This is a genomic window from Oscillospiraceae bacterium, from assembly GCA_015065085.1.
In the GTDB taxonomy this organism is placed as follows: Bacteria; Bacillota; Clostridia; order Oscillospirales; family SIG627; genus SIG627.
In genome coordinates this window covers 32,041-46,474 of sequence record SVQW01000019.1, presented here as the reverse complement: position 1 = coordinate 46,474, position 14,434 = coordinate 32,041, and the positions used below count along the sequence as shown (strand labels likewise).

Here is a 14,434-nt window from a genome sequence, read left to right as displayed (position 1 = left end):
AACGAGCCTATGGCGTTTATGAATGCACTCGGGCTTATCAAAGGCAAGAGCGATACAGCCATTGACCCGCAGGGTACCTGCACCATTCAGGAAGCAATTTTAGTTGCGCAAAGAAGTGTAAATGCTGATGAAATCGGATATTATCAGGCGGTACTCCCCGATGAAAAAAATCTTCGCGGCTGGAAGGGCGGTACAAACGGTAAAAACTTCCTGCCCACTTCGGATAATCAATGGATGATACTTCAGCACTCTTATACTAATGGCGACAGAATCTGGGTAACGGGACCAAAGGTTGGTAATACTCTTCCCGTTACAGACAAATATAACGGAGAACAGATTTGGGCGTACTACGAGGATTTCAAGCCCGTAAGAGAGCTTAGCGAGGATGACATCTATGCGTATGAGTATTACAATAAAAACAATGTTGACAAATTCAAGGCTTTTGTCGCACCGGCATATAAGGGAACTAAATAAATGGAAGATTTTATTATGAAAAAGATTTTTGCACTTTTACTTATGGTAGTTATGTCATTTACGCTTTTAACAGGTTGCAGTGATCCTGTCTATGATGATTTGGAAAACTTCTTAAATGTTGAAATGAAAGAAGTTACTGAAAATTATACAAAAATCACGACAGAGGTTGGAACTTGGGAAACACTTGAAGACGATGCTGCTATCAAGAAAAGTATTGACGATACACTTCTTCCTCTTGTAAACGGTTCGCTTGAAAAACTCAAGGGTATTACCCCTGAAACAGAAGAAGTTAAAGCAATAAAGGATAAGTATGTTAAGGTGATGGAAGCTTACAAGACAGGATTTGAAGCTCTCTCTGAAGGCTGTGAAACTCAGGAGGAAGCAACAATAAATGCAGGAAGCCAAAAGCTTGAAGAAGCTGTTGAACTTCTTGACGGATATAACAAAGCATTAGAAGAACTTGCTAAAGAGCACGGCTCAGAAGTTGAGTATTAATAGCAGAACAGTGTATTGAGAAAAATCGAATGCAAAAAACTACCAAAGGCACTCCGAACGGAGTGCCTTTGGTGTATCTGACGATATGATGATAGCAAGAAATAATTTGCCTAAATTACAATACAGTAGAAATAATTAAATTAAACGGAAATGAAGTTGAATGATTTCAAACTCTTTTCCGTTTGTTTTTTTATAAAGCTAAATTCGCTTACAACAGAAAATGTGTGGTTTCACCCCCTTGCTATTGCTTGTGTCGCTATCGCTCCACAAACACCGCCCCCACTCTTGGTGGCTATAGCTTCAAAATACACTTCTCCCTACGGTCGAAATGTATTTTGGACATTATTTTTCGGTGAGTTGTAAGAAATATCGCCCGGAGGCTTGTACACAATAATCTTTGTGTCTTGCGGTTTTATCGTGCCCAGTGGTTTAGTAATAGGAAAAGCCTTGTGTTTTATGGTATAATAGAGTAGGCGAAATCGAGTGCTTGACATCGTGTACAAGATATGGTATAATGAGCGTGGGCAAATTCTCGTCCACATTTCGTCCACAAGAGTGAAAAACGAATAACAAATCACACATAAATCGTGTGTTTAGGAGCGCATTTCAATGGCTATCCTTGCACCACAGATGCTGGTAACAACCCCGAGGCTTAGCATGACCGTTGCTGTTGCCGTTGCAGTTCAGGAAGCTATGGCGAAATAATTTTATTGTAATTGAATAGTTTTGATATTATCGGGGAGGGCGTTTTTGAAAAAACGTCCTCCCCGTACCCCTCCCCAAAAACTTTTAATTTGAAAGTTTTAAAGGGAGATTTTTTATTTTGTTCGTTGACGTGAGTTTTATATGTCTTTTACCTTTTATAAATGTTTTTCTCTTTTGGAAAAACAGATAAAATTTAAGTCAGACTATTAACACCGATGTTTTAAAATGGTTTATGTTAATAGTCTGACTTTTTATTTTGTTTTTATTATTTGATTATTTTTATAGTACTTTTAAATTTATTCGATTAAAAAAGCACTTTTTAAAGTGGCGTCAGTTGAATTCTTAACTTCTAAAATACCAACAACAGAAATGTGATCACCGTCATTAATTTCCAACATCTCATTTTCTGGTAAATCAAATCTTAATGATAGAGTAGTATATCCGGAGGGTTTGAGAGATATACGATATTGTGTTTCAAGAGTACTTTCACCTTTAAAGTAGACAGGAATATCGTTTAATTCAACAATTTTGTCATTATACTCTTTTTTTGCTCTTGCTACATTAGCATTCATAGTTTCGAGTAGTTCTGCACGATTCAACTCAACAGCCTGCTCCAACATTTCCTCTTTTGAAGTAGAAACCACATTTCCGCAAGCGGCAAAAGATAAACATACTATTATTGTCAAAATCAATGCAAATAATTTTTTCATTTTTTAAATTCCTTTCTTTAATAAATTGATTGATGTAAGATTTAAATTATACCCCTTTCTCAAATCTCACGCAATAAAAAATGCGTGGCAACAGAAACCTGTACCACGCATAAAAACGAGGCTTTAGATTTCATGTCACCACAACAATAATCTTAAAATATGAATACACAACCATACCATATTATAAGCCTGCGTTTTTAACAAAAACACAAAGTGGTTGTGTATTGCATAAAATTGCAACACAAAAAAGATATTCGTTAGAATATCGGCATTATATTTTAAAATTATTGTTGTGGTAATTACATTATATCACTTTATCATCAAAAAATCAATACATCTTCCAATTTTTATGAAGATACGGCAAACAGACAGATGGTTCTGTTATCGGCGCAGGTAACAACCCCGAGGCTTAGCATGACCGCCTCGTTACCGCCCTATTCAGGAAGCTATGGCGAAATAAGCATAAATAAAGGCTTTTCAAGACTTTTCAAAGGACTCCTGAACTTCGGTTCGGGAGTCCTTTTTACGGCAAAAATTTCCCATGCTTTTACTTGACTTTTCGTACAGTATATAGTATAATGCCATAGTAATGGCATTTCATCTTCATGAAGCCGAAAAAAATCTATATAACAACAGGAGTATTTAATATGCTTACTTATTGCAATCCTTTATCCGTTGAGGATGTCAAAAGCGGAAAATGGCTTGACACACTTCTCACACCGGATCTTATCTGCAATGATTTTCGCTCCATATCAGACCCAAGTGTTATATATCATGACGGAAAATGGATAATGTATCCAAGCTATGCGGTGGCATATGTTTCAGAAGATTTCGTACACTGGAAGCACGTGGATATAGGCGTGCCAAACCTCAGATACAGTCCTGCGGTTGTGGAATTCAGAGGTAAATGGTATCTGAACGGTCACAGTATCAGTGAGGTATATTCTGCCGACAGCCCGCTGGGGCCATTCACATTGTGCGGTCACCTTACTGATGTTAACGGAAACATACTTAAGGTTGCCGACGGATGCTATCTTGCCGATGGAGACAGACTTTATTTTTACTATCACGAATTAATACCGAGTGATCTTGATGTAGAGAACATGGCATGTACAATGGGAGTAGAGCTTAACCCCGACAAGCCCTGGGAATGCATTACCGAACCTGTGGTTATAAACAAGTACGACCCGAGTATTTACTGGCAGCCCAAGGGAGAGCACAATCAAAACCTCCGTATGGGATGGATAGAGGGTCAATGGATGAAAAAAATCGGCTCACGCTATTATCTTCTGTACAGTGCCAACGGCACTCAGTACGGAAAATATGCAAATGCCGTTGTTTATTCGGACGAAGGTCCTCTTTCCGGCTTTGTTCCTCAGAAAAGACACACCCCGCTCACACGAAAGCCTGACGGGATAATGCGCGGTGCGGGACACGGTTGCATCGTTGACGGCCCCAATAACACTCTGTGGATATTTTATACCTGTATTTTCAATTTCTATCATAAATTTGAGCGCCGTATAGGAATGGATCCTATCGGCATAGATGAAAACGGTGAGCTTTACTGCCCCGAGGTGACTGAAACACCTCAGTTTGCACCCGGTGTGCTTAAAAATCCCGAAAATGGCAACTCTGCGGGGCTTTTGCCGCTCACCTTTATGGAGCGCCCCACCGCATCGAGCAATGCGCCCGGCAGAGATTCGATTTATGCCGGTGATGACAGTGTTCTTTCGTGGTGGCAGCCTGCAGAAGATGACAAATCACCCGAAATAACCTTTATTCTGGGCACCGCGACATCTTACTTTGTACACTCCGTGCGTCTCATGTGGCGAGATATCGGCATGGACACCGATAACGGTATATTTCCCGGTCCCATATGCTATGTTATTGAATATGCAGACGATCCGAAATGCACAAGCTGGAAAACCCTTGTGGATGCCTCAGATAACACGGACGATCTGTGTATAGATTACAGGCAATTTGAACCTGTTATCGCTTATGCAATACGATTGAGAATAATTTCTGCACCCAAAGGCATCACCCCCGGACTTGTAAGCCTTACCGCATTCGGAAAATGCAACTGTAAAACAAACGATTAAAAATCAGGATAAAACATTCATTTTGCATAAATAAAGTATGCGAGCATGCCGCACACAAATAGCTGAAAACACATTTGTGCAATAAAAACGGACACATCATTCAGGAGCTTTCTCCTGTGATGTGTCCGATTTTCTTTATCTGAAGGCGCAGAGGTTATTCCTTTGTATTGTTTTTTCTATATGCAAACGGTGACATTCCGAAGCGGCTTTTGAAGCGTCGCGAAAAGTTGGTGTAATCCGTAAAACCCGCATCGGCATATACCTCTCCCACGGGAGCATCGGTGAATTCGAGCAGTATTCTGACATAATCAAAACGCAGGTTATCCAGATATGCTTTGAAGTTTATACCCGTTTGTTTGACAAAATAGTCTGATAGGTAAGCCTTTGACAATCCGAGATTTCTCGCAACATCTCCCAGGGTAATTCCTTTTCTGAAGTTTTCCAATATAAAGGTTATGGCTTTGGAAATATATTGCTCGGTGGGCTTGGTGCTTTTATCGGCAAACAAGGACAGCTTTTGAAAAACACATTCAAGTATCAATCTTCCGTAGTATGCATTATTCTGATGAATTTTCACAAGCTCAAAAAGCATTTCATAAATCAACGTTCTGTCCTGCGCGGGGATTTCGGTAACCGATATGCAGGAGCTTCCCACATTGAAGGGTAATATATCACCGCCGGTTTTGAACATGACGTTTATAAGCTCCATGTCGGCGCCCTTTACGGCATGAACGTTGGCAGGGGTCATAAAGAACAGCATACCCTCTTTTATATGATACGATTTGCCGTCTATCTCGTAAATGCCCTGTCCCTTTATTACATACTCTATTTCAAAAAAATCATGACCATGAGCCTTATAATCCCCTATATACCTTTTTTTGATAGCCCATACCAATGCATCGGAGAAGAGGTCTTCCTTTTTCAAAATATGCAAAAAACCACCGCCTTTTATGATATTTTATCACCAATTCCAAATAAAAGCAATATTTTTCCGTAAAAAAGCCATTCTCAAACGAGTTTTTTTCTGATAAAATAAAAGCACATGATATGTTGAATATATGGTAATATCAAAAATCCGTATGTGGTCAAAAAACGCATATCAGCCACGTGTGGCGGTAAGGTTTTCAAAACAAACGCAATATTTGAAAGCGTTATAGCCGAAAGCAAAGATATCCAAGCACATGAAAATAAAGTGTTAAAGAGGTATAAGCAATGTTGAATCAATCACTTAACGGTACATGGCGGTTGTATTTTGCACCCGAATCGGCGGGATGTCCCCAAGCTTTTTCAGAAGAGATTTTGAAGGATTGGGAGTCTGTGTCCTCTTCTGTCCCCGGCAACACACAGCTTGATCTGTTTCGGGCGGGGATCGAGTATGACCCGTTCTATGCCGACAATATTCACCGCTATCGCAAATATGAGTACTATCAATGGGTTTATGAAAAGGAATTTTTTGTCGAAAAGGACCTGCGTTCCGACAGATATGTCTTGAAATTCAGCGGAATAGACACCATATCCGACATATATCTGAACGGCAAACACATCGGCTCGGCAAAGAATATGTTCATTGAGCATGAGTTTGATGTGACGGATATTATATCTCTTGACGGTGAAAACAGACTGGTCGTACATATTCATTCTTCCATGAATTATGTAAGAAACAAAGAGCACACCATGGCCATGTGGGGCACGGCTCACAGAAATGAGATATGCCATATCCGAAAAGCACCGCACTGCTTCGGATGGGATATCGCACCTCGCATTGTAAGCGCAGGCTTGTGGCGCTCGGTAGAGATATGTGCCGTTGCCAACACAAGAATAACAGAGACTTATTATGCCTGCTCCTCGCTCAAGGACAAAAATGTGACATTACGATATGCAGTAAGATTTACGACCGACCGTGACACCCTTGAAAACTTAAAAATCAGAATACACGGCAAATGCGGTGACCACAGCTTTGAATTTATCCGTCCAGCACATTTTGTCAGTATGAATTATACTGCGGTAATAAGTAACGCAAAGCTTTGGTGGCCGTACGGCTACGGCGAGCAGAATTTGTATGACATCACCATGGAGCTTATATGCGGCGACACGGTGCTGGATACAAAAAAGGAGCGTATCGGTCTGCGTACACTCTCACTGGAGCAAAGATTTGACGTCGGGGATCAGCAATTCAGATTTATTGTAAACAACAAGCCGTTTTTTGCAAAGGGAACCAACTGGGTGCCTCTTGATGCGCTTCATTCGCGGGACGCGGAAAGACTTGAGAGAGCGCACAAGCTTCTTACCGAATGCGGATGCAATATGGTGCGTTGCTGGGGCGGAAACGTTTATGAGGATCACTCCTTCTTCTCTCTGTGCGACGAGGCGGGAATTCTCGTATGGCAGGATTTTGCAATGGGCAATACCAATTATCCCAAAACCGAAGAATTCAGGCAGGCAATAGAGGAAGAGGCTTCATCCGTTATCAGAAAGCTGCGCAATCATCCCAGCGTTGCGGTATGGTGCAGTGACAACGAAATCGATTACAAAAACGAGGCAAATGAAGCTCCATCCCGCTTATCTTACCGCAATCACATAGCCTATGACGTATTGCCTAGCGTATGTGCATCACATGACCCGTTCAGAGTTCTGATAAAATCCTCTCCCGAGATTCCCGAGGGCTTCAATAAGTTCAATGTTCCGGAGCAACATCTCTGGGGCGGTAATCGTTGGTTCAGGGACAGTTTTTACACCAATAATACGGCAAATTTTATAAGTGAATGCGGATTCCATGGTTGTCCCGCACCATCCGGCATCCGAAAGTACATTCCCGAGGATTCCGTGTGGCCCCTCGACAACATATTCTGGGCGGTACATTCCACAGAAGATGTCTTTACGGAGCTTTCAAACGGACGAAATGAAATGATGCGTAATCACGTGAAGCTCATGTATGGCGAGGTTCCGAGCGACATGAACGAATTTGCGCTGCTTTCACAGCTCTATCAGGCAGAGGCATTAAAGTTTTTCATGGAGCATTGCCGTGCACACAATAATTTTCACGGTCTTTTGTGGTGGAATATGATTGATTGCTGGCCGCAGATATCCGATTCCATTGTGGATTACTACTTCAACAAAAAAATTGCGTTTCATTATTTGAAACGCGCACAGCAGCCTGTATTATGCTTTGTTGCACCCGCCGACAGCTGTGGATTGAATAACCCGGTGTATATCTCCAATCACACCCACGGCGAAACAGAGGTAAAGGTGACGATATCCGACGGAGATACAGGCGAAAAACTATTTTGCGCAAATGATTCTGCGGAAGCCGACTGCACGAAAATAATCGGAACCATCAAAGGTATCCGTAGCGAGCAGCGCCTTTTGGTCATTAAATACAGTGTAAACGGCAAAGAATACGCAAATCACTTTATCACAGGCTTCCCCACCTACAAAAAGCAAGACATGCTCCGCTGGTTTGACATCATAAAAACACTTGATACTCCGTTTGATTTTATGAATTAAGGTCAAATACGGAACAAATTATATAAGAGAGGGATTTTCGGAAAAGTTTCCTCCCCTTACTCTCTCCAATAAAACTTCCCGTTTGAAAGTTTTATTGGGGAGATTTTTTGTTTTTCATATATTTTTATAAAATTTACTTTTCATACATAGAACAAAATTTAGTTCTGTGATAAAATATACACATAGTTTTGAAAACTAAATAATATAATTCGATTAACTAACTGACTGCGTTTTCAAAGGAGGAACTATGAGTAAACTATACAACGAAAGAAGATTCAATAATTTTCGTGAAATCATTGACAACTCCGCCACACTTTTTCCGAAAAACGATGCTTTTATTATAAAAAAGGGCGAAAATACATACAGGAAAATAAGCTATACCGAATTGCGTGATACATTTTACGGCTTGTGCCGTCGCTTTATCGAGCTGGGTTACAAGGGTAAAAGAATTGCGGTAATGGGCAAAAACTGCTACGAATGGGTGGTTTGCTATCTTGCCGCCGCTTCTGTGGGTGTTGTTGTACCCATAGACAAGGAGCTGGGTGAGCAGGATATAAAGAATTTCACAGATGCCGCCGAGTGCTGTGCCGTATGTGCGGACGATTCGTGTATTGCAAAGGTAACAACAGACACTGCAGTGCATCCGTTTTCATCAGTAGAGCAGATGGCAAAGATGGGAAAAAGCTCCGGGGTAAGTGAAAGCGAAATACCCGACCCGGAAAAGGATGAGCTGCGCGTGCTTCTGTTTACCTCAGGTACTACCGGAAGCTCCAAAGCGGTTTGCCTTTCGCAGAACAATATATGTGTAAATATATATTCCACCCTGCGCATAGTTCACGTGGACAGCACAAAGGACAGCACTATGTCCATTCTTCCGCTGCACCACACCTACGAATGCACACTCAACTGTATTCTCATGATTTCAAAGGGGCTTTGCATTAGCTATGCGGAAAGTCTGCGTACCATTGCAAATAATATAAAGGAATACTCACCCTCCATACTTGTTGTTGTACCCGAGCTTCTGAAGGTGCTTGACAACCGCATAAAGAGCAATATTGCAAAGGAATGTCCCAAAAAATACCGTGCTCTCTATGAAAACCATTCCCTTGCCTATGCACTCAGACATACACCTTTTATAATACGAGCCGTGATAAAGAAGAAGGTAAAAGCCACTCTCGGCGGAAAAATCAGATTATTCATTGTGGGTGCGGCAGACCTTGACACCTCCATAGTGGATGATTTTACCGCGCTCGGCATACGCACTCTCCAGGGCTACGGACTTACCGAATGTTCGCCTCTTCTTGCCGGAAATAACGATTTTTATTTCAATCCCAAATCAACCGGTATTGCAATTCCGGGCGTCGAATTGAAAATCGAAAATCCCAACGAGGACGGTGTGGGTGAAATTCTTGCAAAGGGCGAGAACATCATGCTGGGCTACTTCAACGACGAAGAGGCAACAAAGGCAGTGTTCCGCAACGGCTGGTTCTGCACAGGCGACTACGGAAGAATGGACCCGGACGGTGCACTTTACATTACGGGCAGAAAGAAAAACATCATAGTAACCGAAAACGGTAAAAACATTTACCCGGAGGAGCTTGAAGCGCGTCTTTCAGATTATGAGGCGGTAAGCGATGTTATTGTTGTACCCGCACAGATAAACGGCAGAATTCAGGTCAAGGCAAGAATTTATCCCAATACCGCCGCAATAAAGGAAGCGCTCGGTCACATACCCTCCGACGAGGAAAAGGTAGCGGCAATAAAGAAAGCAGTGGATGAGGTAAATGCCGTTATGCCGAAATACAAGAATATACGTGCGGTAGATATTCTCAAATTTCCTCTCGAAAAAACTACTACCCGAAAGGTAAAACGCTTCGGCGATAATGTGGAAAAGCAATAAATACGCAGGAAAACAGATTGGTGTTGCGAAAAAACGGGAGTGCGGATTTGCCTGTCGTGCAACGTCACTAAAATTTTCGGTTTGATAAATCTAAAAAAGCACATTGTTTAAGAATTTAAACAATGTGCTTTTATTCTCGCTCAACAAGATAATCCAATGTGACCTTATAATAATCCGCCAGCTTTATTGCCACCCACAGCGGTAACTCTCGTTCTCCGCGTTCGTATCTTTGATATACAGTTAATTGCATATTCAGATAGTCGGCAATGTCCCTCTGCGTTTTATCATTATCCTCGCGCAAGTCGCGTATTCTTCTATACACAACAATTCACCTCTTGTGTAGTATACGGAATATTATACAAAAAAACACCAAAAGGTGTTGACAAAAACACCGCTTGGTGTTATAATGTACAAAAATGTATAAGTATAAGGAGATTAAAGCATGAATAAAAAAATACGCACACCAATTGCGGCATATATGTTGATTGTGTTAGCTGTACTGAGAATATTTGATGTACTAAAATTAACTGAACTTCGGGTTCACAACTCATTCTATGTTTCATCGGCCCTAGTAATTGAAATTGTAATCGACTTGGTGCTTTGCGGAATTCTGTTTGCAAAGAAATATAATAACATATTGGTTATCGCACTTGGTTGCAACGCCTTACTGGATGTCATCTACCTTGTCACATCCTTTAGCATCTATAATCTGCTTTATTTGGCGGCACATGCGCTTTTAACTGTACATGCACTCGCCGCTTGCGAACAGACACTTATAAAAGCAGACCTGTCAAAAATCAGAGATTTTTCCAACAAGCTTTTCAATCTTCCCGCAATTATATATTTAATACCGGACATTATTCTTTCACTTCGGGGCGGTACTCTCGGAATGCTCGGCGTTATAAAATTGCTGCTCGGCGGATTTACTTTATTAAGCATAGGAGCTTGGCTGAAAAACCCTTATTCCGAAATCAAGCCTAATATATCGACAAATTCAAGCGAGGGAATAAATGATGAAGTATATTGCGGATTAGGCAAGCATATTTTGCTTCTTCTTTTCACTTTTGGAATTTGGAATTTGATTTGGACATACCGTACAACAAAATACTTAAATAAGAGCCCGAATGCCGAATATTATAATCCTACAAACAAATTGTTGCTTTTCATATTTGTTCCGTTCTATTCTATTTATTGGTTTTACAAACACGGACAAAGAATTGACTCATTCAATAAGTCAAAGGGTATCAACAATTCTGACATGGCAACACTCTGTTTAATCCTCGGTATTTTTATCCCTATTGTTGCTTGTATTATAATGCAGGACAAGATAAACACTCTTTGCACAAGTAAAGCAGCAAACACAGCTTCGCAAGAACAGCCTCAAACGACAGACGAACTGAAAAAGTACAAAGAACTCCTTGACAGCGGTATTATAACACAGGAAGAATTTGATGCAAAGAAAAAGCAGTTACTTGGTTTGTAATACATACACGGAGCGGCAGACAATGCCGCTCCGTTTTTTCTTTATGTTCGTATGGGGGTTTTTATTTTGTTTTGAGCGATTATCGATAAGCTTTAACATTGACAAATGCATAAAAAAATGATATTATATTCATATATCTTTTTTCGGAGGATAATATGGAAACTTCAAATACAAATTACCGTGACATGATTCGCGGAATATCGGTGTGCAACCCTGTTGACATAGACCCCGAATACTTTATGTACACGGTGGATTACGCCATAAAAAACAGCATTACACACATACAGTTCATCGGTCCCATTCACAACTACATAAAGGGCAACATTGACGGTATTACACCCTACCGCAAATACAGCCGTTACAACGGTGACAAGGATACACAGTATATGAACTATAACCTTGAGCACCTTAACGCAGGCTGTGAAAAAGCACACAACGCGGGCATAAAAATGTATATGTGGCATCACGAGCTTGATCTGCCCGACGGCTTTTCCGCCGACTATCCCGAAATACTGGGCAGCGACGGCGACATCGAGGTCACACATCCTCTTGTAAAGGACTTTCTGGAAAACCGCATAGCCGACTTTTTCGCGGCGTACCCTTATATGGACGGCATAATTCTGACACTGCACGAAACAAAAGTGCCGATTTTGCGCCTTAAAAACCAGAAGCTTGACAAGGTTGAGCGCGTAAAATACGTAACCGAAATTCTGTACAACACCTGTCGGAGTCTCGGAAAAGAGCTTATCGTACGTCCCTTTGCCAGCGTGGAAAAGGACTACGAAATGATGACAAAGGCATACGAAAGCATTTCCACAGATCTTCTTATCATGGACAAGTGGACCCAGTTTGACTGGAGCCTTTGTCTGCCTCACAACAAGTTTTTCAACAAGATAAAGAAAAACCCCATTTTCGTGGAAACCGACATTTTCGGAGAATATTTCGGCAAGGGACGTATTCCTATAATGCTGAAAAACCACATAATTGAAAAGTTCGAGTACTGCGAGGGCTTCACACCCGCAGGCTACGTCAACCGAATCGACCGTGGCGGTCGCCATCCCTTCGGCAGTGTAAATGAGGTTAATCTCGACATAATGAACGCCTGCATGCAGGGCAAGAACACCGATACTGCCATAGACGAATTTTTCGAGAGAACATACCCTGAATGTGCTGAAGAAATGCGTGAAATAATGGAACCCACCGAGCAGATTCTCAGAGAGATAATATGGCTCAAGGGCTACTATTTCAGCGAGCTGAGTGCTTTCCCGCGTCTTAACCACTGCAAGAACCATTTCTATTTTGAAATGATGAAGGACGAGTTCTGCATTGCCTCGGAGGAATGGTTCATACCCCAAAACTGGCAACGCGGAAGCATCGAAAGTGTAATGGCAGAAAAACAGCACGCCGTCGACACCTCCGCTCAGATTTACGAAAAGCTCCTCACCCTCAAGAGCAAAATGAGCCAAGGTGCATTTGATGACCTGCACAAAAAATTTGCCAACCTCAAATATATCGCAAGAGTGTGGAACGGTCTTGTAAAGGTATTTTTCAACTACGCAAAATATTTTGAGAAAAAGGATGAAAAGTACATTACAGGGCTTGAAAACGCCTACAAGGAGCTTACGGCGGACAGTGAAGAGGCATTCAGACTTCTGGGCATCGACTTTTACTGCAGAAGCGGTGTTATTTACGGTGCAACACAGGAATTTGACTATGTCAAGAGCTTTATAGACGAGGTAAAGGTAAGCTTTGAAGCGGAAAAGAAAATGACAGACCGGCTTGAAAGTGAAAAAGGACTTGTTGACTTTATAGTCTGCGGTGGTGCAAACGAGGCTCACAAGCTTCAGAAGGAGGTAAACTTCAGCGATACCTTTGTAAGCGAGTCGGGACTTCTGTACCGCATACCCGGAACGGGACGAGGTGCAAGCTGGAGCGTGGTAAACACTCACGGCTGGTTCAGCTATGAGATTGCCGTAAAGCCACATAAGGAAAATCTTATAAAAATCCTTCTGGGCACCCATCTTTGTGATTGCATTGATATAAAAATCGAGCTGGACGGAAAAGAGTATACCGTTTCGCAAAATTCAGGCGGGAAACCCTTTGAGTACATCATACCCTACTGCAGTGAAAAATCTGCCGTTCGCATACGCTTTGACCGTTTTACGGCAAATACTCCCTGTGTACATACAATAAAGGTGTGTGCGGAATAAAAGCACTATGTACAACAAGGTTTATATCGAAATTACCAACGTATGCAATATGAATTGTTCATTTTGCCATGGACACAAACGGCCAATGCGTAAAATGAGCACGGGTGAGTTTTATTACATTCTGGACAAACTCAGAGACAAGACAAAGTATATTTATTACCACCTGATGGGAGAGCCTCTCACCCACCCCGATATTGCGGAATTTATTAAATACGCAAAGGAAAAGGGGTTCAAATCAATTATCACAACCAACGGCACTCTTATAAAAGAGCGTGCCGAAGAGCTTTTAAATTCGGGAGTATACAAAATAAACGTATCCCTGCACAGCTTCGAAAACGGCGATAACGACAGCCACAGTGCCTATGTGCGGGAGCTTGCGGAGTTTTCAAAAAAAGCCGCAGAACGCGGTATTCTTGTGATTTTTCGTCTTTGGAACAAGGGCTTTGAAGATGACAGGAACCGAACCGCCTTTGACATTCTCAGGGAGCATATCAGCGGAGAATGGGTGAAGGACACCAGAGGTATACGGATACGGAATAAAATACATCTGGAATGGGGAGAACGCTTTGAGTGGCCGGACATTGAGGGCGAAATCAAGGGCGTAAACTTCCACTGCTACGGGCTTAAGGACCAGTTCGGCATACTCTCGGACGGCACTGTTGTTCCATGCTGTCTTGACAGTGACGGTGTTATTAATCTCGGCAATATATTTAAGGAAGATATTGAAAGTATTCTTAATTCCGAAAGAGCCCTGAAAATGACCGACGCCTTTAAGTGCGGCAAGGCTTCGGAGGAATTATGCAAAAAATGCGGCTATGCACAGAGATTTGTATAAAATATTGCAGTATTTCGCA

The 14,434-nt window shown here is 41.7% G+C and carries 10 protein-coding genes and 1 pseudogene; 8 read left to right on the top strand and 3 right to left on the bottom strand.

The features are described from left to right. Positions 1-9 precede the first annotated feature (9 nt). Positions 10-474: a hypothetical protein gene (locus E7588_10175; GenBank protein ID MBE6689618.1), complete on the top strand. Its 465-nt coding sequence runs from the start codon at positions 10-12 to the stop codon at positions 472-474. A 15-nt stretch (positions 475-489) separates the two neighbouring features. Continuing rightward, a complete protein-coding gene (locus E7588_10170; GenBank protein MBE6689617.1) occupies positions 490-969 on the top strand; it encodes a hypothetical protein in 480 nt (159 codons plus the stop codon). Positions 970-1,970: 1,001 nt separating this feature from the next. Here E7588_10170 and E7588_10165 read toward each other — a convergent pair. Continuing rightward, positions 1,971-2,384: a hypothetical protein gene (locus E7588_10165; protein ID MBE6689616.1), complete on the bottom strand. Its 414-nt coding sequence runs from the start codon at positions 2,382-2,384 to the stop codon at positions 1,971-1,973. Positions 2,385-2,989: 605 nt separating this feature from the next. Here E7588_10165 and E7588_10160 point away from each other — a divergent pair. Next, entirely contained in the window at positions 2,990-4,483 is a 1,494-nt protein-coding gene (locus E7588_10160) for a hypothetical protein (protein ID MBE6689615.1), read from the top strand. 154 nt (positions 4,484-4,637) lie between these two features. Here the strand turns inward: E7588_10160 and E7588_10155 are convergent, their stop codons facing one another. Then, positions 4,638-5,417, bottom strand: coding sequence for a helix-turn-helix domain-containing protein (locus E7588_10155; GenBank protein MBE6689614.1), 780 nt, complete (start codon positions 5,415-5,417; stop codon positions 4,638-4,640). Positions 5,418-5,695: 278 nt separating this feature from the next. Between E7588_10155 and E7588_10150 the strand changes: the two genes are divergently transcribed. Then, positions 5,696-7,987, top strand: a complete 2,292-nt coding sequence (locus E7588_10150) for a hypothetical protein (GenBank protein MBE6689613.1) — start codon at positions 5,696-5,698, stop codon at positions 7,985-7,987. Positions 7,988-8,234: 247 nt separating this feature from the next. Next, positions 8,235-9,887, top strand: coding sequence for a long-chain fatty acid--CoA ligase (locus tag E7588_10145; protein ID MBE6689612.1), 1,653 nt, complete (start codon positions 8,235-8,237; stop codon positions 9,885-9,887). Positions 9,888-10,017: 130 nt separating this feature from the next. On the opposite strand, the gene E7588_10140 is transcribed toward E7588_10145, so the two are convergent. Further along, positions 10,018-10,215 carry a helix-turn-helix transcriptional regulator gene (locus E7588_10140; GenBank protein MBE6689611.1) on the bottom strand — a complete coding sequence of 66 codons (198 nt, stop codon included), beginning with the start codon at positions 10,213-10,215 and terminating at the stop codon, positions 10,018-10,020. 1,062 nt (positions 10,216-11,277) lie between these two features. Between E7588_10140 and E7588_10135 the strand changes: the two are divergent. The 3 genes and pseudogenes from E7588_10135 (at position 11,278) to E7588_10125 (ending at position 14,415) form a co-directional block, all read left to right on the top strand. Continuing rightward, a pseudogene (locus tag E7588_10135) lies at positions 11,278-11,370 on the top strand (SHOCT domain-containing protein). A gap of 155 nt (positions 11,371-11,525) precedes the next feature. Next, entirely contained in the window at positions 11,526-13,580 is a 2,055-nt protein-coding gene (locus E7588_10130; protein MBE6689610.1) for a hypothetical protein, read from the top strand. 7 nt (positions 13,581-13,587) lie between these two features. Further along, positions 13,588-14,415 (top strand): radical SAM protein, encoded by an 828-nt coding sequence (locus E7588_10125; GenBank protein MBE6689609.1) that lies wholly within the window; start codon positions 13,588-13,590, stop codon positions 14,413-14,415. Positions 14,416-14,434 lie beyond the last annotated feature (19 nt).